Origin of the sequence: Lelliottia sp. RWM.1 (genome assembly GCF_016859735.1) — a bacterium.
In the GTDB taxonomy this organism is placed as follows: Bacteria; Pseudomonadota; Gammaproteobacteria; order Enterobacterales; family Enterobacteriaceae; genus Enterobacter.
Genome location: NZ_WLVC01000015.1, coordinates 22,991 through 42,630, shown reverse-complemented (window position 1 = coordinate 42,630; position 19,640 = coordinate 22,991). Strand labels below are relative to the sequence as shown.

Below are 19,640 nucleotides of genomic sequence, written 5' to 3'. Positions count from 1 at the left end.
GCCCTATGAGCCAGCACAACCTTTCACAGGCCACCACGGCCATCCTTTCATCACTGCTGATGGATGTTAAAAACGGCAATATCCGCCGCTGTGAGTCGCTGGGAATGTCACTCGAGGAGATACGCGCACTGAGTCAGCTGAGCCTTGATGAGCTGCATTATTTGAGCCAGTCACACGTTTCTGTGCTTGATGTTAGCCTGAATCACGAAAATTTTTGGCTGATGCTCAACCAGGCACGTAATGAGCAGAAACGAATGCTGATGATAGACCGGGCGCTTGAGCTTGGCGGTTCAATGGAACTGATTGATAAATACTTCGGCCTGTCTCCATCAGAGGTTAGCGCACGGCGTCGTCTGATGGGGATAGAGTCTCGCCAGGGCCGCACACAGTCTCTGACGGAGCCACAGGATTCGGCACTATGGATCGAGTGGAAGGCTGCCGGGCTATCCTCCCCGGACTCTCATCAGGCTCTGGAAGCGATGATGCTTGCCGCTGAGCAGCATGGCCTGTCACTGACCGCAGTCTGGAGCAGGGTCTGCCAGTGGTGCCGGGAGACAACTCCATCCCGCAAGAGTGAATCACAACAGCGCAAGGAAGCATGATGCAGATGACCGACTTTTCTTCACGTCAGTACGTTTCCCCCTCGGTTCGTCGCAGGGCGCAACGGCTGTTCAGCGCAGTGTGCTGCGGTGAGAAGGTGTTCCGTCGGTTGACGATGAACGGCTATCTCAAGATAGATGTTGGGCCGTTCTGGCGCATCCTCAGTAAGGATGGAGGTAAACACTGGTGGCTGATGGATCATGAGACCTATAACCGTGAAATACGGCGGTAACGGAATGCCGCTGCTGACCGTACAGTGCCGGGTTCGTCCCGGCATTGTGCTGTCTCAGGTTGAAGAGGAGAGCAGAAAATGACCATTCCGGCAGACAGCATAGTTGCTCATACACTGTCCAGGATGCAGCGTAGTCTCGAACGGCGTACAGACACTGGTGATGTCGGTCAGGAGCGCAGCGGGCTTCTTTTTATGGGAAATGTCCATGATGCGTTTCCCCGGCAGCTGTTTCTGGATACACGTCTTTCGCCACTGGATAAAACCGCCTGGGTGATGATCCGGTTGTATGCACAGCAGAATGAAGGTGCTGTTTTCCCGACTTATGATGAGCTCCAGGTTCAGCTGGCGTCGGCACATTCAGAGAAGGCCTCCAGAGATACGGTCAGCCGCGTTCTGCTGATGCTGCGTCTTACAGGCTGGCTCAGCCTGTGTAAGCGTGTTCGCGACGACCATGGTCGTGTGCGGGGCAATATCTATGCACAACATGATGAGCCGCTGGGCTACCGTGATGCTGAGACTTTTGATCCGGGCTGGCTGACCCTTGTTGAAGAGAGTTGCCTGAGCAGGAATAAAGCCGTCCGTATGACGGCGCTGGCTGTAGTCAATGATATCCTTCATGATCCGGGAATGCGCCACCGTCACAGCCGCCTGGCCATTATTGAGAGCCGGCTAAGTGCACCCGCCACACCAGAGCAAATGGCTCGTCAGCGACAGGCTGTGCAACCGAGTCCGAAATCAGGACTCAGTAAAAAACGCATAAAAAACAGCCCGAATTCACTGAGTCCGGAAAACGGACTCAGTTCCCTTAAACCTGATAATTCACAGAGTCCGGAAAATGGACTCAGTAAAAAATCAAGGACTTACGCCGGAGTCCGAAATTCGGACTGTAACGTACGTTCTTTCACACACAGTGTGAATAAAAAAACGTACGTACCGTGTGGTGAGCAATTCCTGCCAGATGATTTTCTGAACGCTCTGAACAGTGAAGACAGGCAGATGCTGAGTACGCAGATGGCTTCGCTTCCGGAGACAATGGCAAAGGCCCTTGCTGACATGCTGCGTGAGCAACAGGCCCTTGGAAGGCTCAACAATCCGGTGGGCTGGATGTTCTCTATGCTCCGCAGGGCGCGAAGTGGTGAGCTGAAAATTTCAGAGGATACGGCGTCTGCGAATTCTGGTGGAACAATTTCCCGCCCGGTTGAATCACGTACTGTACCCACAGCCAACATCCCTGTTCAACCTGCGAAACGCCCGTCTCAGGGGCAGGTAAGGGCGATGATTGCGGCTATTCGGCAACAGGTCCAGAAATGATTATGGCATCAAATATCTTTTCTGATTAAAAAGTGAGCTTGTTGCGGGGCGCGACAAGTATAAAAAATAATCAACTCTGATGTGTAGTGGTTAATGTTTCGCGGGATGGTTTCACAGCTGATTAAAAAGTGAGCTTGTTGCGGGGCGCAACAAGTACAAAAAATAATCAATTCTAATGTGTAGTGGTTAATGTTTCGCGGGATGGTTTTACTGCTGGTTAAATAATGACCTTGTTGCGGGGCGCAACAAGTACAAAAAAGAATCAGGTTTCGATGTGTTGTGGTTGGGGTCTTGCGGGCAAGTACTGCTGCTGGTTAAAAAACGAGCTTGCTGCGGGGCGCAGCAAGTACAAATTTTAACCAACTTACAATTTCGTTCTTGGAATTATGAGTTTCGCGTTGTTGGAGATACCGGTGTTTCAGGACTATGCCTGCTCATCTTAACTGAGCACAGGTGACAACGATGGCAGAAAAAAATGAGAAAAGAACTGGTGCGCTGCAGTCTGAAATGACGATCGCACTGCATACGAATTACGCAATCGGGTTATGGCAAGGGCGTCAGCCTGAAAAACAGGACGGTGAAAAGCCTGCAAGGCATGGAATTATCGGTATGCCTCAGTTTTTCCACCGTGCGACTCTGATTAACCAGGATTCCCTGCGAAATAATCCATGGGCTGATGTTGCTATGTTTAACCTGGAAGAAAAGATCAAGGTTGCATCAGATTCTATGACTGCTTTGATACAGCAACTTGATGCTGAGATGTCAATGTTGCCGCCTGGTATTACATTGACAGAAGTTGCATCTGTTGAGCCACTCGATATCCAGGTATTTACACGAACCCCTCTGGGTTACAGGTGTGTGTTTCTGTTAGTAGGATTCGATCAGTTTGCGAAAAAGGCACTACAGGCATCGCATTATGGATTAATTACACGTTCCCGCCGTGATCATCATCTTAGCGAAGGTGGCAGATTAATTCGTCAGGTCTATGGCTCTGTTTTATCTTATCGCCGTATTGATGCTACCCGGTTTGATGCTGTGGAAAACAACGAAACATGGAAACAAGCATGCGAGGTGGCGGGAGAGCCAGATTTGTCTGTTCTTCTTGGTGAAAAGCGCTCAGCTTTCTCACCGCCTGTTAATGAATCGAGCGTAAACCTGCTTCGTATGCGATATCGGGCTGCCTGACCGGGGAACCACCATGCGGTTGTTTATCTGCGAAAAGCCCTCACAGGGGCGAGATCTTGCGAATGTTTTGGGTGCCACCCGACGTGGCGACGGTTTTCTAACTGGCCCTGGCGTCACTGTTACCTGGGCAGTAGGGCATTTGCTGGAGACCGCACCGCCTGAAGCATACGGTCAACAGTATGGCAAACCATGGTCGCTCTCTGCTCTGCCGATCCTGCCTTCCCCATGGCAGGTGGTGGTAAAAAAGGAGACGCAGTCTCAGTTCAAGGTTATTGAGCGGCTGCTGCGCCAGGTCGATGATGTGGTTATCTCCACTGATGCGGACCGGGAAGGAGAAGTAATTGCCCGTGAATTGCTGGAATATTGCCGCTGGGACGGTCCTGTACAGCGGCTTTGGCTTTCTGCCCTTGATGAAATGAGCATCCGTGCAGCTCTCCAGGATCTGCGACCGGGTGCCGAAACTCTTGGAATGTATCATGCTGGACTTGGTCGCGCTCGTGCCGACTGGCTCATTGGAATGAATCTGTCCCGTCTGTATACACTGCTTGCAGTACAGTCAGGATTCGACGGTGTGATTTCTGTCGGGCGGGTGCAGACTCCCACCCTGGCACTGGTTGCCCGGCGTGATCGGGAGATAGCGACATTCGTCCCAAAACCTTTCTGGCAGGTTAAGGCGCTTCTGAGTGCGGGAGGGAGAACTTTTCCGGCGCAATGGGTACCTGCAAAGGTTTATACCGACGAAGAAAAACGCTGTGTACACCAAAATATAGCGCAGCAGGTAGCGCATCTTTGCCGGCAGGCTGGAGCAGCGACCGTAACAGAATGTGAGACGAAGCGTGAAAAAGCGGCAGCACCGCTGGCTTTTTCGCTCGGCACTTTACAACAGGCCTGTGGCCTGCTCTGGGATATGTCACCCCAGCAGGTGCTTGACATTGCACAGAGCCTCTATGAGAAACACAAGGCAACCACTTATCCACGAACTGATTGTGGATACCTTCCTGAGTCTATGCGTGAGGAAATCCCCTCGGTTCTTTCCGCTATTGGCCTGTCTGATCCAGAGTGTAGTTCTCTTCTTTCAGGTCTAAATACTTCGTTTGTTTCGCGTATATGGAACGACAAAAAAATCACAGCTCACCATGGCATTATCCCTACCCGAAACGCGTTTAAGTTTTCTGCGTTAAGTGAGGCAGAGCGAAGGGTATACACCCTTATCCGCCGAAATTATCTGGCACAATTTCTTCCCCTGCACGAATCTGATATTACTCGTCTGCAGTTTGACATTGGCGGGCAACTGTTCCGCACAACAGGAAGGACGGAGATTGTAATGGGCTGGAAGGTCCTTTTCAGTAAGGAGGAAGAGGATAGTGCAGGGGATGATGATCTCAGTATTGAACTTCCTCCTCTCAGGAAGGGTGACCGTTGCGGAGTAAACGGTGCAGAGGTCGTGCAGCAAATGACTCGTCCGCCGGCTCACTATACTTTCGCAACACTCATCGGCGCTATGATGAACGCGTCAGCGTTTGTTACCGATATTGCTCTTCGTAAGGTACTGAAGGACAAAGCCGGATTAGGCACGGAAGCCACCCGTGCAGGTATCGTTGAGCAACTGCTGAACCGCAGATTTATTGTGCGCAAAGGTAAGCAGCTTCGCGCGACTGATCTTGGTGCTGATGTCATTGATGCTCTGCCCTCGCAGTTAACCGACCCGGGAATGACTGCACTTTGGGAACAGGCTCTGGATGAAGTAGCAGAAGGACGCCTTACCCTGAATGATTTTTTGCAGCGACAGGTCGGATGGACCCGTAACCTTGTCAGCATGGGAGGACAGCAGCGGGTGAGCATTAGAATACCACCCACACCATCGTGCCCTTTATGTGGGGGGAAAACTCGCCTAAAAAAAGGACAGAAAGGAGAGTTTTGGGGGTGTACTCGTTATCCTGATTGCAAAGGGATCATAAACAACGACACCCAGAAACGTAAAAGCGCGCGTAGCTCTAAGGCTGTAAAACCAAAGAATAATTAATTCCTTGTCTCTCATTGCGGGGACAGGATGCCTTTGCTATTGTTGCGACGGCTCTGAAGCCGCACCCCGTGACTGCGGGTCCTGTGAGCATCAAATGCAGTGCTTGCAGGATACAGTCTTGTTGGCCGCGTCCACACCTGAACGTGAGTCAAAAAGGCACAAAACTCCGTGAAACCGTGCCGGGTCCTGAACACACCCCCGGAGCAACTGCGTAAGCAGGTCAACATCAGGTCTAATGGTGCAGACCTCACAGGCGGTGCCGAAAGGTGCCGCTTTTTTTATTTTTTGGCATTGATGATTTTTTACGCACACCGGCGTTGACATCTGCTGCGTCTGAATAAATGATAAAGAGGCTAATCGTTGTCATCGACAACTGCCAATGCCCTGGTGATTTGAGAAGGGCGCCTTCGGGTAATCACATGCCAATGCCACATAAAACCTGAGAGTGGCGCCTTCGGGTGGTAAACCTGTTTAACCTCTGAGAACAGGTACTCCTGGCGAGTTGAGGTCCATTTCACAAATACAGCCAGTCGGCAAAAATTTGCTGACTTCCCTGCGGGAAACGTTATCCCGCAGGGGATAGATGTTTCTCCGCTACCAGTTTAGTTTTCACTCCGGAGATAACATCATGACTGCTACTACAACTGCATCTTCTTCCACCACCTCTTCCTCTGCCAGCCAGAAAAAAGAGTATTTCAATCTTAACGTAAGCGGTATCGGCTACCTGAGCTCGATTCGTCGTGTACAGGGCCAAAACGGTGAATTTACCTGCGCTGTCATTAATGCCCTGACTGGACCTACCGACAATGCGTCATACACTCGTTTCGATGTCACTGTTGCGGGCCCAGAGGCTACAAAACTCATCAACCGCTGCCAGAAGGCCGTGGATGAAGAGGAGAAAGTATTGCTGGGGTTTGTGCTGAGCGGCCTGAAAGCTGACGTGTTTACCCTTCAGTCGGGTGAACATTCCGGTGAATCCAGACCTTCTCTGAAGGCTCGCCTGATTAAGGTTGAGTTCATTAAGAAAGGCCAGGAAGTCGTTTACACAGCGCCAAATGCATCTCAAACCCCGGAACAAGGTTCTGCGGCTCCTAAAGACTACGATCCGAACTCGTTTTAATTCTTTTTTCTTACATCCGGTAAATCTCTTTCGGGAGATTTACCTCTCTCGATAACGTAACGGAGCTCTCGCATGGGAAATCCATTCGGTTTACTGGCTTCAGAAGCTGGGTATCAATTACAGATCCAGGTTCTGTCCAGTCAGCGCGGTTTTTATATCGGAACCGCGAACGAAATGGGACCCGTGTCCCGTGAGTCAGTCGAATACTACAAAACCAGTCTGCAGGCCGATATTGCTCTTGAAAAAGGGGAATGGACGCAGCGTGAATATGATTAGGTACAGGAGATTACATCATGGCAAGTCGCGGAATTAACAAAGTTATTCTCGTTGGCCATCTCGGTCAGGACCCCGAAGTACGTTATATGCCCAATAGCACAGCTGTTACAGGGCTCAGTATTGCAACGTCGGAGTCATGGCGTGATAAACAAAGCGGTGAAATGAAGGAAAACACTGAGTGGCATCGCGTTGTGTTGTTTGGCAAACTCGCCGAAATAGCCGGTGAATATCTGAAAAAAGGTTCACAGGTATACATTGAAGGCCATCTGCGGACTCGCAAATGGACTGATAATGGCGGGGTTGAACGCTGGACAACAGAAGTTGTGGTTGGTGTGAACGGTACGATGCAGATGCTGGGTAGTCGTAATACCCCTGCTGGTACCGGTAATGCTCAGCAGCCTGGGCAAGTTCAAGGTGGTTGGGGGCAGCCTCAGCAGCCTCAGCAGTCAGCTGCGCCACACAATCCTGCTAATGAACCTCCGATGGATTTTGATGATGACATACCGTTTCTGGGGCATGGTTATGGGATCTGCCGAAAAGCGATCTACGCCATTTCCTGATCGGATTTTACAGAGGCGCCAGTTTGACTGGCGCTTTTTTATTCAAGATAATCATGGCAGGAGCGGGGTACTTTTTTAATGCCAGTTATACTGAGAATTAACGGATTCAAATTTTTCTTTTACTCGAACGAGGGAAATCCTCTAGAACCCGCTCATATTCATGTCCGTAACGCTGATGGTGAAGCGAAATTCTGGCTTGAAGATGAAGTTAAACTGAGCAGGAACGATGGCTTCGATGCCCGGACTCTTAAAGAGTTGACTAAGATGGTTCAACATAACCAGACGATGTTTGTGGAGGCCTGGAATGACTATTTCAGCTAAAAATGTACGATTTGATGAGACCACCATGTGGGTCGAATTAAACGATGGCAGGGTGATGGGCGTACCAATCGCCTGGTTTCCCCGTCTGCTGAATGCCACAGACAAAGAACGTAATGACTATGAACTGAGTAAACGTGGTATTCACTGGGATAATCTCGATGAGGATATCTCAGTCGATGGCTTGCTCGCTGGCCGTGGTGACGTGACCCATGTTCCACATCGCGTAGCCTGATAATCATAAAGTCGTAGACTAAGGCGCCGGATTTTCCGGCGCTTTTCTTTTTAAGGTATTGCCAACTGGCTGGATAAATCGGTCTCGTTTAGCTCCTTTCCCTGCTCCCGAAAACGGTGATAACCCTTGAAACTGGATATCCTGGTCTTTAGCGGTTGCCCCACCGAGGAAATTTTCTTCAGTTCGCAGTAATAGTTTTGCATTGTCCGAAAAGGCATCCCCGCCAGAATATCCGACTTGTTTCGGACAACTCCTGGGGATTCCTGATGGTAAAAATAAACCTGCAGACACGTTATCGGCTTGGGGCCATCACGCTATGTCTGCTTGCCGCTGGCTGCACAGACTTTAGTTCTCGCTCTGAACCCATGAGTAGGCTTCAGGGTTCTCCCCGTGTTCAGGATCTTTATCAAAACCGTTCCCCTGAAGTTGTTCGTTACGATCGTTACACACTTGCCAGTACGCGACCTGTAGATGCTCAGCGTGACCCACTGAATCAGATTATCGATATCAGGATGCCTTTGCAGATGGTGAATACCATTGGGGAAGGTATGCGATACGTGATGCTTGAATCAGGTTATTCACTGTGTTCAGGCGAACCGGGTGTGTTTTCTGAATTGTTCGTTAAACCATTACCGGCTGTGCAGCGTTCAATAGGACCCGTGAAGCTTGGAGATGCTTTACAAATCCTGGCCGGGCCCGCCTGGCGTATGCGAGTAGATGACCTGAATCGAGAAATTTGTTTCGTTCTGCGTGATGAATATCGACATCTTGCTCTCTCAACAACAGGTCCCTTGCAGGCGAGTGTAACAAGTCAGGGAGCAGGGAAATCGGCTTCTACAGGTACACTACTTAATAGTTCTAAGGGATTTTCTGGTACAGGAAATAGCAGCTATCCGTTGCCTCCGGCTCGGCCGGAAAATTCCATTTTGTCACCAGGGATACCAAAAGTTACCCCTCAAGATGTTTCCTCTTTATCTGCTGCAACGACAGCAAAAACACCTCGAAACCCGTTCTCTGCCAGCGAGCAAGGGGAAAAATTAACGGTTCCGGCGCAGAAAACACAGGCAGGTTCCGCAGCTAACTTAACATCTGGCAAGGTAAAACCATCGACAGAGTTGGCTCCTGCGCCTTCAGCATTGTCAGTTGCGTCAGCACCTCTGAATAAAGCTGCTCTTGGTGTGCCTTTAACTTCATCTGGTGCAGTGAAACCAGGTGGAACGGTTCAGAGCAGTAATCCACCTTCCACTATTGTCTCTCCTACTGCTCCGGTCAGCGGAAAAACTGTTTTCACTCCGGGAGCATTGATTTCCTCGTTACAAGACGGACAGGCCTGGACCGCGCAGGCAGGCACTACGTTAAAAGAGACTCTTATCCAATGGGCTACATCGGTTCGCTGTGAGAGTGGCAGCAGTCGTACCTGGATAGTTATCTGGCCAACGCCTGTGAACTACCGCATCGATGTACCATTTACGCTGCACGGTAATTTCGAGTCGATTATCGTGCAGCTGTTTAGTTTGTATCGCCCTGCAGAAAAACCCCTCTATGTAGCACCAAATCGTCTCCAGTGCCTGGTATTCGTGGACGATAAGCCGATTCAGGACGGGAAATGATATGGGATATGCGCTGCCAGTTTTCGCGCTTTGTCTTGTCATCGTCTTGATAGCCGGTGATGCACAGCAACATTCATCCGAGCATGTACGGCTTGCGCTGCAGCAGACTCAGCCTGATCAGCTTGCAGCAGACATGCTGCGGACTGCTGATGTCGTAAATAACTGGCGTCACGGGCGGACAATAACAGATGGCCCCGTATCAACCGCACTGACTGGAATGGTGCCGTTACCAGACAGTCGCATCAAAAGCATTATTCAAAACGGTCGCCTGTGGATCTGGGTACCTGAAACAGACGGTGTTTATGCCGCGTTGCGCGCCCGCTCAGTGACATCTGCGCTTGCCCTGACCGTCAGCGGCGGTCGTCTGCTGATGGCGGATGGCACTGATATGAACCTGTCTCTGCCGTCCGGTGTGACGGAAGGCAGCATTGTTTATCTCAACTAACAGAATCAGGGAGCTGCGGATGCCGCGTATACCTTTCTGCCTGACAGTACTTGCTACTGCGTTTGTGCTGTCATCATGTTCGCTGAGTGAAATCAGCAAAATTGACAAGGAAGCCGTTGGGCAGGCCGATACGGCTCAGCGAGTGTTGCAGAGTCGTCAGTCCATATCACAACCAACTGTTGTCTGGATGGATAAGCCTTGGGTAAACCTGCAGCCAGTCACGCCGGTGGTCTCCACGCCGGACGAAAAGAATCTTCCTCCCTGCCAGATAACGATTAATCGTCCTGATGGCATTTCACTTCCTGAGCTGGGACAGCGCATCACTGCGTTATGTGGTATTCGAGTCTCCATCACACCAGATGCATTTGCTGCGCTGAGCAACGTGAGTACCGGCAGCGTGGTAACTTCTCAGATGAGTGGTCAACTGCCGGCGCCGGATGATAATGGTCGGGTTCCCCTGGCACAGATGGGGGCTACGTCAGCTCAGCCCGTTTCCGTTCAGCCATCACCGGCGCTCATGCGTGGCCTTAAATTCCAGGGAGATGTTCGTGATCTGCTCGATGTCGAAGCCAGCGGGTACGGGCTGTCATGGCGCAGTGACGGCAACGGAGTTTATTTTTATCGACAGGATACCCGTACTTTTCAGCTCGTTATCCTGAATACGAAAGTAAACAGTAGCGCATCAATTAATTCCGGCTCTGGCAATCAGCTGGGCAGTGGTGGCGGCACATCGGGGGGGACGAGCGGAGACATCAGCTCTAATCAGAAGACCGATTATGGCATGAACAGCGACCTGTACGATGACATTCGTAAAACCATCGAGCAGATGCTGACGCCGAAGTCTGGTCGTTTCTGGCTTTCAGCAGCTACTGGCACGTTGAGTGTTACCGACACACCGGACGTTCTGGATCGTATCGGTCGTTACATTGAGTATCAGAATAAGGTTCTAAGCAGGCAGGTCCAGCTCAACATACAGATTGTCAGCGTCAACCAGACGCGCAATGAGCAACTGGGTCTTGACTGGGGGCTTGTATACAAATCACTGCACAATTTTGGCGCCACTCTGACCGGTTCAATGGCCAATGCTTCGACTTCAGCAGGCAGTGCCGGCATTTCGATTCTCGACACGGCAACAGGCAATGCGGCCAAATTTTCCGGCTCCAGCCTGCTGATTAAAGCGCTTTCCGAGCAGGGCAACGTCAGCATGGCGCTGAACCAGACCGACCCAACGGCAAATCTGACGCCAGTAGCTTATCAACTCTCAAACCAACAGGGCGTTCTGACAAGTTCCAGTTCAACTGCAACAGCTAACGTCGGGGTTACTTCTTCCCAGACCGTGACCACAATCACCACCGGTTTGTTCATGACCATGTTGCCGTTCATCCAGGAAAACGGCGACGTGCAACTGCAGTTCGCTTTTAGCTATACCAGTCCACCGCAGATAGAGAAATTTATCAGTAGGGACGGGAATACCCGTAACGATATACCGAATACCTCGACACAGGGGCTGGCTCGTAAAGTAAACCTGCGCTCAGGACAGACGCTGGTATTAACCGGATCTGAGCAACAGAACCTTTCTGCAAACAAGCAGGGAACATTCACACCCAACAACTTTATCCTGGGCGGCGGCCAGAACGGTACGCGCGGTCGTACCACGCTCGTGATCATGATCACTCCTGTTCTGCTGAGGTAATCCATGTCATTAAAGAATAAATCTTCACTCCGTAGCGGCATTCGCATCACTCACCACCGTCGCGACTGGATGGCCGGTCTTCATTGGGAACAGCAGCGGAGCGCACTGTTAACGCGGTTCCGGGGAAAAGCATCACCTGACACGCATGTCGTAGTTGCTGGCAGGCGTAACGCATCAATGATGGGGGTCGTTTCACCCGGGCGTGTGAGACGGAGCCCTTACTCTCTTGCAGTAGCATTTTTGCTGTCTGAAGGGGGAAATACATGGGGGATATACCGCCTCAGCCGTAGCGAAGACCTCTGGGTTTTCTTTGCAGCCAGTGGTGGGCAGCTTTCTGTCATGGGTGACGTGACTGGTTCACGGGTGAAGATAGAATCAGCAGCTGAAAACTTCCTGCGTTTTAACGATGCTGATGCACCGGGTCTGCGCTGTGCCGCAACCGCAGATGATAATTGTGATGCGACCTCGCTCACAGACAGGCTAAACCGTTCGCAACTGAAGCGCTGCCGCCTGGGTAAGCGCCTGACGACGATGTCGCTCATTATGCCTGCTGCGCTTATTACCCTCGTGGCAGCAGCAGGAATTTACTGGTACGACGACGTTCAGCAAAAAGCGGAACAGGCTGCTGCAATGGCCGAGTTTCGCACCCGAATGGCGATGTCTGCTGATAAGCCAGCTGCGCCAGCCCGAGCGCCGCATCCATGGGCCTCTCAGCCACCGGTTTCGCTTTTACTTGGTAATTGCTGGCTGACACGCGAACCACTTTTCGCCTCGGTGGCTGGCTGGCGCTTTACGGACGGTGAATGTGTCCCTGAAGGCCTACGCTTGCGTTACCTCGCCACACCTGGTGCGACGGTGGAGGATTTCTCCCACCGCGCAAGGGTGCTTCTTGGGCATTCTGCTGTTTTCAACCTTCAGGAGGGAGGTAAAAACGGCGACGTATTCATTCCCTTCCGGAAATACAGCGTGAGTGAGTATACCGACGAGGCCTTGCCTGGCGCGGATGCCCAACTGATGCGTTTCATTTCGCACCTGCAGCGCCGCAACCTGGAAGTCAAGTTCAGTGAAGTGAAACCGCCAGCGGTCGCGCCAGGACAAGAGAAAGCCATGCCCGTACAGGACTGGCGCGAATTCACTTTCACTGTCAGCTCGCGTTTGCAGCCTGAACGTCTGCTGCAGGATTTTGATGCGACCGGGCTCCGCCTGAACAGCGTGTCAATCACTATGAGCCCGCAGGGGCAGTTCGACTACACCATGAAGGGGAGCATTTATGCGCAGAATTAATCCCGCGGGAACGGGCCTGCTGCTGTCCGCTCTGTTCTGTGGGCAGGCAGTGGCAACCGTAACCAGTGATGCGCTTCCGCCGAACGTTACGCTTGGCGAACTCGAAGCAGCTCAGGCGCGCAACCTCATTCTGGAGCAGAAAGTGCAGACGGCGCGTCTGGAGCAGCAGCTACGCGAAAGCCAGTCCGGACAGAGTACTGACAGGAATTATCTGTCTACTGCCACCCAGCCTGCCATGCCGCTTATGGCGCAGCCAGCTCCTACACAACAGACTGCCAGTGCTGCCAGTGAAAAGCGGACCGGTGGTGTGCGCCTTCAGGAGATTTACGGTCGCGGCTCGCAGTTGCGTGCACGCATTGTTCTGCCGGATGGCGGAGTCACAGAAGTAGCAAAAGGCGATCAGCTTCCCGGAACCTCAAAGCGGGTCACGGAGGTTACGTCCACGATCGTACGCCTCAGCGACAATTCTGAACTTTCATTCTGAGGTGATGATGTCTCCTGATAAAGAAATCATGGATTTTGTCTTTGCCGAGCAGCATCCATCTGGTGGGGTTACGCTACTCATCGACGGCAACCGGCGAAAAGACCCTGGCATACAACGCTGGGTTATGGATGTCACCCGTACATGGTCTGACGCAAAAACTGAGTTTGTTACTCTCAGCGAACTGAACCGGCGGCGTGAAGTGGCAGAACGTCAGGGCCGAGGGCTTAACCAGGGCGTGAGCGAGGCGGATCTAAGTAACCGTGACGTCAGTGTGTCGCAGGATAAGGTCATCAGCTATATGAGGCTGGGTAACGACTTTAATGCTTCTGATATACATATGGAAATCAGCGGTGACCGCAAGATTTGCATCGTTCAGCTGCGAATTCACGGCGAGCTGGAGGTGGTGGATGAAGTGAAAGATGTGGAGGGTATGACGCTGGCCTCCACATCTTATCTTTCCATGTGCGACGTGCGCGAGCAGTCATTCTTTGCCGGTCGTGAGCAGTCAGGGCGCATCGATGCAAAGTTCGCCCGCCGCGCCGGCCTTTATGGCGCGCGCTACGAACACCGTCCTACTCCGGATGGGCTGATAGTGGTCATGCGTCTGATCCCGGATGACGGGGACAACATACCGACGCTACCGCAACTGGGTTTTCTGCCGGAGCAGATTAAGCTCATCATGCAGATCCTGCGTATGCCGGAAGGCATGACGCTGCTGACCGGGCCTACTGGTTCAGGGAAGAGCGCCACGCTGCGCGTGTTCAGTGATATCTGGCTAAAACTGACCGGCGGTAAAAAGCGCCTGCTCACGCTGGAAAACCCGCCCGAAGGGCGTATTCCGGGTGGTATTCAGACCCCTGTTATGCCGGATGACAATTCACCGGAAGCCATCAGCCGCGCCTGGAGTAACGGAAACGCCTCTGCACTTCGTCTCGATCCGGATGCCATCCTGAACGGTGAGATCCGTGACCTGTATTCCCTTCTCGCCGCCATTTTCGCCAGTGAAACCGGCCACCTGGTGCTGTCGACCCTGCACACCCAGAGCCCTATCGGTTCCCTGCGTCGTATGGAGCATTTCGGTATTGATCGCCACCTTCTGGCGGATGCTGCACTCATCACCGGCCTGATTGGCCAGCGTCTGGTGCCGCTGTTGTGTGAACACTGCCGGGTACCGTGGGAAGTCAAAGCCCCTGAGCTTGATGAAGAAACCCGCGCGCGTCTCGAAAAATATTGTTCTGTCGCTGGCCTGTGTGAACCGAAAAATCTCTTCTTCCGCAACTATGAGGGATGTGAACACTGCCGGAAAACGGTACCACTGACCGGACGCATTATCAGTCGTGGTGTTACTGGGCGAACGGCAATTGCCGAAGTTGTCCGGACAGATGCTCGCCTGATGCAACTATGGCTTTCACATGGGCCTTCAGTTGCCAGACAGTACTGGGTAAACCAGGGGGGAATTACTCGCCGCATGCATCTGTTGCGTTATCTTGCAGAGGGTCTCGTTGATCCGCTGGAAGGCGATCTCATCTGTCCGCTGGATGAGGATGACATCATGGATTGTGAGGTGCCTGATGGAAAGTGACAGCCATTTTTATCCATCCCGGGAAATGTCGATCCCTGAAAGGATTCGCTACCGGCTTGTCAGGGCCACTTTTACCGGAAAATACCGCCAGCCCTTTTACGAAACGCTGCGTTTTCTTCTTGAAAACCGTAAGGCCCTGAAAGACGCGCTGACCATGATCGGCGATGTCCATACTGATTTTGGCAGGCGCTGGCATCCTTATTATGAACTTGTTCAGGACTGCATCGAGGGTGTGAACGACAACCGTCCTGGCCGCGCGCTGCAGGATGTTCTGGCTGCCTGGGCACCTTATGAAGAGGCAGCGCTTATCAGCGCCGGGATGGAAACCGGTAATATTCCTGCCGCGCTGATGCAGGCTGATAAGTTGATTGTTGCCCGTAGGCGAATTCTTGGGCAGGTAATTTTTGCCTCTGTATTTCCTGCCGCGCTTGCCATCCTGAGTACGGGGCTACTTCTGGCTAACAATCTCGCACTTGTTCCCACCATGAGCAAAATGTCCGATCCAGCTCGCTGGACCGGTGCACTCGGGTTTATGAATGGAGTAGCTAAGTGGAGTTCCGAGTGGGGTGTTGCTTCTGCCGCTACAGCCGCAGGGCTTGTGCTGCTGTCTTTCTGGTCGCTGCCCCGCTGGCGCGGCCGTCTCAGGCGCTGTGCTGACTGGTTACTACCATGGTCTGTTTATAAAGACCTGCAGGGAGCTGTATTCCTTATGAATATTGGCGCGCTTCTTGGTTCGGGTGTCCAGGAACTCAAAGCTTTGCAGATCCTTAACGGTTTTGCACCGCCCTGGCTGCAGGAACGCATCGAGGCAGCGATGGAGTGCATGAGTGAAGGCGATTCACTTGGCAGAGCTCTGCGTAACAGCGGATATGATTTTCCGAGCCGTGAGGCTGTGAACTATCTCTCTCTTCTGGATAAGGGGGATGGTGCTGCTTCGCTCATCACCAATTATGCGGACCGCTGGCTGGAACAGGCGCTCGCGCGCGTCGCGCGTCGGGCGAATGCCACCAAACTCTTTTCTCTCGTTCTGATTATGAGTTTCTTCTTACTCATCCTGATGATGGTGATGCAGATTCAGGACATGAACACTTTCAACTTACACTAAGGAACCGCCATGTCAGCTCAGACATTACCACATCGCCAACATCAGCCTGACCGGGGCTGGGGCATTCTTGAACACGGTACCATTGCGATCGGGACGATTATCGTACTGGCTATAGTTGGTGCTCTGGTCTGGAGTCTTTGGGGGAAAAAGTCCGTTGCCGTTGAGGTTTCAAATCTCCAGACCGTCGTGACAAACGCGCAGCAGCTTAAGCAGGCGCAGGGGGGATATAACTTTACGAGCGGTACAACTATGACGGGAACGCTTATCCAGCAGGGGGGCGCACCAAAGGCTGGCTGGACTATCCAGGGAACAGCCAGTTCCGGTACCGCTACGATGTGGAACGGTTATGGTGGTCAGGTCGTTCTGGCACCTGTGGCATCGAATGGATTTAACAATGGATTTTCAGTTACATCGCAGAAAGTTCCGCAGGCAGACTGCATCTCTATCACTACTCAACTCGGTTCCGGTGGAGCATTCAGTGCTATCACCATTAACAGTACCGATTACAGTGACGGTCTGGTCAGTGCAGAAGAGGCAGGCAAATCCTGCTCATCAGACAGCGGAATGACAGGTAACAATACACTGGTCTTCACCCATAACGGCTGATGACATGCTGCGCCTGTCCGCTTTTCTGCTGCTGATTTTGGTTTGCCCACGGGTGGATGCATTCTGCTTTGAATCGGCGGGCGCTAAATACCACATTGACCCGCTACTGGTTAAGGCAATAGCCATAGGTGAAAGCAGCCTGCGACCGGATGTCACAAATATTAATCGTGACAAAAAGACCGGGCAGGCACTCAGTACCGATTATGGACTGATGCAGGTTAATTCATTGCATATCGCTTCGCTGATAGCGCAGGGTTACATTCGCAGCTCACAGGACCTCCTGAACCGTCCGTGCCTCAACGTTCAGATAGGTACCTGGATACTGGCGAAGCATTTTCAGGTATGCGGCATAAGCTGGAACTGTCTTGGCTCTTATAACGCAGGTTTTCGTAAGGACCGGCATGAAACTCGCGAGTCCTATGCCAACCGGATTTATGCCATTTATCGTCGGCTTTTACTTAATGAACGGGGAATAAAACTGTGACACTGCTGACACTGAGTATGCCCTGGCCAACTGTCATTATCATTTTTCCTCTATGCCTCAGCTTATTCAGTTTTATGAGGAGCCTGGTTCGTCTCAGCCTGATGATATTGGATGATGATCAGGAATGGTTTGCTGTTTTTTTCGCCCCTGCATCCACCGGCTTCATCTGGCTTTACGCTACAGCGGCAACTGGCATGATGCTGTCCCCTGTGCCGCTACTGGAGCGACTGATGTCTCTGTTGTTCTGCCTCTTTCTTTTCAGGTTGACGCTTACCGATGCGTTCACAGGATTTCTGCCTCGAGAATTGACGATAAGGTGTCTTATTGCCGGTCTTGTTTCCGCTCTTATCGCTCCCGGCTTTATAGGGCACTTCCTCACAGCTACCACTGCGCTGGTGATTTTTGGCGTCTGGCGTTATGTCACCTTTAGGATTCATGCCCGTGAGTGTCTGGGGCTTGGCGATGTCTGGTTGGCCGGTGCTATTGCGGCCTGGTTGGGAGGGCGAGAGGGGCTTTATGCTCTGCTGATCGGCGTGGTGCTCTTTGTGCTCTGGCAGATATCTGTTCGTCGCATAACTGAAGGAGGGCCGATGGGACCCTGGCTGTGCGCCGGCGCGATTTCTGTGACCCTGTTTAAATTGTATCAACCGCTTATTACATGGTGATGCCTGTGTTCACATATAAAACGACTGACCGGGGCTGGGCTATCCTCAGCACTGGTGCTTCATTGATTATTCTCCTGGTGGTCAGCGTCTGGGGCTTTACCCTTATCAGTGACTGGATGCAAAAACGGACCTGGCTGAATACCGCGTCACAGGTATCTCGCTTTACACAAGCTGTGAAGAGCTACACTGGCCGTTATTACGATACTTTGCTTTCAAGTGCCACCACCACGACCCCGGTTACGGTTACACCCGCTATGCTGAAAAACACCGGATTTCTGGAGCAGGGGTTCAGCGAGACGACAGTAGACGGACAGGCTTATCTGGCTGCTGTTGTTCGTAATGCCACCAATACAGATCAACTGCAGGCACTGGTTTACACTCAAAACGGCGCGGCACTGCCTTTTCTCGCACTGCGCCAGATATCAATGGATATCACCTCGGGTATGGGCGGCTATATATGGACATCAGGTACTGCTACCGGCGCTATGGGCAGCTGGACTATTCCTCTTTCACAGTTTGGGATAAGTACAACTCAGGGACATATTGCGGCTTTACTGACCACAGATGAACTGGGCGCTGCTCGCGGTGAAAATGATCGCCTTTATCGTTTTTCGGTAACCGGCAAGCCAGACCTCAACACGATGCATACCAGTATTGATATGGGAGGTAACAATCTTAATAACGCAGGCACGATTAATGCCGTAACGGGTAATTTCAGTGGCGATGTGGCGGCCACTGGAAATATAACTGCGAATGGAACTGTTACAGGACAGAATGTTACTGCCGGTTCAAACGTCACCGCAGGAAATACAATAACGGCTAACAACGACATACGTTCAAATAATGGCTGGTTCATAACTCGAGGGAGTAAGGGATGGCTAAATGAAACGTATGGCGGCGGTTTTTATATGTCAGATAATGACTGGGTTCGAGTCATAAATAATAAGAATATTTACACAAGCGGTCAGGTTCGTGGCGGAAGTGTGCGGGCTGATGGAAGACTTTCTACAGGAGAAGTTTTGCAGCTCGACGGAGTCAATACTGCTGGCGCAGTTTGTTCACCAAACGGCCTTGTAAGCCGCGACGCCACTGGAGCCATACTTTCCTGTCAATCCGGTGCGTGGACTGGAGCCGGAAAAATCAATAATTCTTCCTGTAAATGGGTTTCCGCTCCAAATGCCAATGATGACATTGGAGGTTATAAAACGGCTTCATGCCCTGCTGGATGGATAGTTCAATCTGTCCGTTGGTTTCAGATTCCATCCTATGTTGACGATGAGCATGTCGATGCGTTTTGCTGCCCATTTAGCTAAAACTGTCAATCCGGTGTGTGGCAAGGCAATGCTGAAATCGGTGATTTGTTCTTCTCTCCTGATATCAGCTCCGGTCAATCACGTAATATTGGGCAACATAAATATTGTGCATTGTCTCAGGCGCGATTCGATTACAACAATTACCGAGCGTGCGTTTTGGTTAGAAACGCAAATGGCACATGGACGTTGTCGGCTCCAAAGGTTGGTAATGGGCAAGCAAATTGCGTTGCCGTGTGTTTCTGACAACTGATTTGGCGTCTAATTAGTGGCGCAGTTTGCTATAGCCTGGAAGCACGCTGCACCTTTCGAATTGTTCGGTAAAACGATGTAAAACCGGTCATTTACAGGATCAAGAACCATTGAGTCGGGTGAGTTATGGTTGGAACCATCAGACCAACTTTTTAAAGCATAAGAACCACCTATTGCCACTGTACCTGACGGACAATAAGCAGATGCAACCGCTTTGTTGGCGCAGGTGGTTTCGCCAAAAACGGTTTGCATTTTGATTT

The 19,640-nt window shown here is 51.7% G+C and carries 21 protein-coding genes; all 21 read left to right on the top strand.

Going from position 1 to position 19,640, the window contains the following annotated elements; translation table 11 throughout:
• The first annotated feature begins 5 nt into the window (after positions 1-5).
• Positions 6-602 carry a DUF2857 domain-containing protein gene (locus GF617_RS13005; protein WP_000077899.1) on the top strand — a complete coding sequence of 199 codons (597 nt, stop codon included), beginning with the start codon at positions 6-8 and terminating at the stop codon, positions 600-602.
• Positions 602-832 (top strand): hypothetical protein, encoded by a 231-nt coding sequence (locus GF617_RS13000; protein WP_001178480.1) that lies wholly within the window; start codon positions 602-604, stop codon positions 830-832. Before GF617_RS13005 ends, GF617_RS13000 begins: the two co-directional genes overlap by 1 nt.
• Positions 833-910: 78 nt before the next feature.
• Positions 911-2,143, top strand: a complete 1,233-nt coding sequence (locus tag GF617_RS12995; protein ID WP_064373755.1) for an STY4528 family pathogenicity island replication protein — start codon at positions 911-913, stop codon at positions 2,141-2,143.
• 462 nt (positions 2,144-2,605) lie between these two features.
• Complete coding sequence (locus GF617_RS12990; RefSeq protein WP_000818555.1) at positions 2,606-3,328, top strand: PFL_4669 family integrating conjugative element protein; 723 nt, start codon at positions 2,606-2,608, stop codon at positions 3,326-3,328.
• Positions 3,329-3,341: 13 nt separating this feature from the next.
• Entirely contained in the window at positions 3,342-5,351 is a 2,010-nt protein-coding gene (locus GF617_RS12985; RefSeq protein ID WP_064373757.1) for a DNA topoisomerase III, read from the top strand.
• A 628-nt stretch (positions 5,352-5,979) separates the two neighbouring features.
• Positions 5,980-6,471, top strand: a complete 492-nt coding sequence (locus tag GF617_RS12980; protein WP_032676551.1) for an STY4534 family ICE replication protein — start codon at positions 5,980-5,982, stop codon at positions 6,469-6,471.
• A gap of 72 nt (positions 6,472-6,543) precedes the next feature.
• Positions 6,544-6,747 (top strand): hypothetical protein, encoded by a 204-nt coding sequence (locus GF617_RS12975; RefSeq protein WP_032676552.1) that lies wholly within the window; start codon positions 6,544-6,546, stop codon positions 6,745-6,747.
• Positions 6,748-6,764: 17 nt separating this feature from the next.
• Entirely contained in the window at positions 6,765-7,307 is a 543-nt protein-coding gene (locus tag GF617_RS12970) for a single-stranded DNA-binding protein (protein WP_058799354.1), read from the top strand.
• Between the two features lie 78 nt (positions 7,308-7,385).
• The gene (locus GF617_RS12965) at positions 7,386-7,628 is read left to right on the top strand and encodes a DUF4160 domain-containing protein (RefSeq protein WP_001144085.1); all 243 of its coding nucleotides are present in this window, start codon (positions 7,386-7,388) and stop codon (positions 7,626-7,628) included.
• On the top strand, positions 7,612-7,860 hold the full coding sequence (locus tag GF617_RS12960) for a DUF2442 domain-containing protein (protein ID WP_000155614.1): 249 nt from the start codon (positions 7,612-7,614) through the stop codon (positions 7,858-7,860). The genes GF617_RS12965 and GF617_RS12960 overlap by 17 nt, the downstream gene beginning before the upstream one ends.
• Positions 7,861-8,126: 266 nt before the next feature.
• Complete coding sequence (locus GF617_RS12955; protein WP_064373760.1) at positions 8,127-9,470, top strand: TcpQ domain-containing protein; 1,344 nt, start codon at positions 8,127-8,129, stop codon at positions 9,468-9,470.
• Position 9,471: 1 nt separating this feature from the next.
• Positions 9,472-9,915: a type IV pilus biogenesis protein PilM gene (gene pilM / locus GF617_RS12950; protein ID WP_064373762.1), complete on the top strand. Its 444-nt coding sequence runs from the start codon at positions 9,472-9,474 to the stop codon at positions 9,913-9,915.
• Positions 9,916-9,934: 19 nt separating this feature from the next.
• Positions 9,935-11,608, top strand: coding sequence for a PilN family type IVB pilus formation outer membrane protein (locus tag GF617_RS12945; RefSeq protein ID WP_064373764.1), 1,674 nt, complete (start codon positions 9,935-9,937; stop codon positions 11,606-11,608).
• A 3-nt stretch (positions 11,609-11,611) separates the two neighbouring features.
• Entirely contained in the window at positions 11,612-12,892 is a 1,281-nt protein-coding gene (gene pilO2, locus GF617_RS12940; RefSeq protein WP_074194869.1) for a type 4b pilus protein PilO2, read from the top strand.
• Positions 12,879-13,376, top strand: a complete 498-nt coding sequence (pilP, locus tag GF617_RS12935) for a type IV pilus biogenesis protein PilP (protein WP_058799357.1) — start codon at positions 12,879-12,881, stop codon at positions 13,374-13,376. Before pilO2 ends, pilP begins: the two co-directional genes overlap by 14 nt.
• A 7-nt stretch (positions 13,377-13,383) precedes the next feature.
• The gene (locus GF617_RS12930; RefSeq protein ID WP_064373767.1) at positions 13,384-14,958 is read left to right on the top strand and encodes a GspE/PulE family protein; all 1,575 of its coding nucleotides are present in this window, start codon (positions 13,384-13,386) and stop codon (positions 14,956-14,958) included.
• Positions 14,948-16,063: a type II secretion system F family protein gene (locus tag GF617_RS12925; protein ID WP_064373770.1), complete on the top strand. Its 1,116-nt coding sequence runs from the start codon at positions 14,948-14,950 to the stop codon at positions 16,061-16,063. Before GF617_RS12930 ends, GF617_RS12925 begins: the two co-directional genes overlap by 11 nt.
• 9 nt (positions 16,064-16,072) lie before the next feature.
• Positions 16,073-16,669, top strand: a complete 597-nt coding sequence (locus GF617_RS12920) for a type 4 pilus major pilin (protein WP_032676568.1) — start codon at positions 16,073-16,075, stop codon at positions 16,667-16,669.
• 4 nt (positions 16,670-16,673) lie between these two features.
• Positions 16,674-17,153, top strand: coding sequence for a lytic transglycosylase domain-containing protein (locus tag GF617_RS12915; protein WP_064373772.1), 480 nt, complete (start codon positions 16,674-16,676; stop codon positions 17,151-17,153).
• Complete coding sequence (locus tag GF617_RS12910; RefSeq protein WP_000173819.1) at positions 17,150-17,818, top strand: A24 family peptidase; 669 nt, start codon at positions 17,150-17,152, stop codon at positions 17,816-17,818. The genes GF617_RS12915 and GF617_RS12910 overlap by 4 nt, the downstream gene beginning before the upstream one ends.
• Positions 17,818-19,131 (top strand): shufflon system plasmid conjugative transfer pilus tip adhesin PilV, encoded by a 1,314-nt coding sequence (gene pilV, locus GF617_RS12905; protein ID WP_203451815.1) that lies wholly within the window; start codon positions 17,818-17,820, stop codon positions 19,129-19,131. Before GF617_RS12910 ends, pilV begins: the two co-directional genes overlap by 1 nt.
• The last annotated feature ends 509 nt before the right edge of the window (positions 19,132-19,640 follow it).

Bases quoted from the DNA above. Each gene is read 5' to 3' on its own strand.
- GF617_RS13005 (WP_000077899.1), top strand. From the start codon at position 6: ATGAGCCAGCACAACCTTTCACAGGCCACCACGGCCATCCTTTCATCA.
- GF617_RS13000 (WP_001178480.1), top strand. From the start codon at position 602: ATGCAGATGACCGACTTTTCTTCACGTCAGTACGTTTCCCCCTCGGTT.
- GF617_RS12995 (WP_064373755.1), top strand. From the start codon at position 911: ATGACCATTCCGGCAGACAGCATAGTTGCTCATACACTGTCCAGGATG.
- GF617_RS12990 (WP_000818555.1), top strand. From the start codon at position 2,606: ATGGCAGAAAAAAATGAGAAAAGAACTGGTGCGCTGCAGTCTGAAATG.
- GF617_RS12985 (WP_064373757.1), top strand. From the start codon at position 3,342: ATGCGGTTGTTTATCTGCGAAAAGCCCTCACAGGGGCGAGATCTTGCG.
- GF617_RS12980 (WP_032676551.1), top strand. From the start codon at position 5,980: ATGACTGCTACTACAACTGCATCTTCTTCCACCACCTCTTCCTCTGCC.
- GF617_RS12975 (WP_032676552.1), top strand. From the start codon at position 6,544: ATGGGAAATCCATTCGGTTTACTGGCTTCAGAAGCTGGGTATCAATTA.
- GF617_RS12970 (WP_058799354.1), top strand. From the start codon at position 6,765: ATGGCAAGTCGCGGAATTAACAAAGTTATTCTCGTTGGCCATCTCGGT.
- GF617_RS12965 (WP_001144085.1), top strand. From the start codon at position 7,386: ATGCCAGTTATACTGAGAATTAACGGATTCAAATTTTTCTTTTACTCG.
- GF617_RS12960 (WP_000155614.1), top strand. From the start codon at position 7,612: ATGACTATTTCAGCTAAAAATGTACGATTTGATGAGACCACCATGTGG.
- GF617_RS12955 (WP_064373760.1), top strand. From the start codon at position 8,127: ATGGTAAAAATAAACCTGCAGACACGTTATCGGCTTGGGGCCATCACG.
- pilM (WP_064373762.1), top strand. From the start codon at position 9,472: ATGGGATATGCGCTGCCAGTTTTCGCGCTTTGTCTTGTCATCGTCTTG.
- GF617_RS12945 (WP_064373764.1), top strand. From the start codon at position 9,935: ATGCCGCGTATACCTTTCTGCCTGACAGTACTTGCTACTGCGTTTGTG.
- pilO2 (WP_074194869.1), top strand. From the start codon at position 11,612: ATGTCATTAAAGAATAAATCTTCACTCCGTAGCGGCATTCGCATCACT.
- pilP (WP_058799357.1), top strand. From the start codon at position 12,879: ATGCGCAGAATTAATCCCGCGGGAACGGGCCTGCTGCTGTCCGCTCTG.
- GF617_RS12930 (WP_064373767.1), top strand. From the start codon at position 13,384: ATGTCTCCTGATAAAGAAATCATGGATTTTGTCTTTGCCGAGCAGCAT.
- GF617_RS12925 (WP_064373770.1), top strand. From the start codon at position 14,948: ATGGAAAGTGACAGCCATTTTTATCCATCCCGGGAAATGTCGATCCCT.
- GF617_RS12920 (WP_032676568.1), top strand. From the start codon at position 16,073: ATGTCAGCTCAGACATTACCACATCGCCAACATCAGCCTGACCGGGGC.
- GF617_RS12915 (WP_064373772.1), top strand. From the start codon at position 16,674: ATGCTGCGCCTGTCCGCTTTTCTGCTGCTGATTTTGGTTTGCCCACGG.
- pilV (WP_203451815.1), top strand. From the start codon at position 17,818: ATGCCTGTGTTCACATATAAAACGACTGACCGGGGCTGGGCTATCCTC.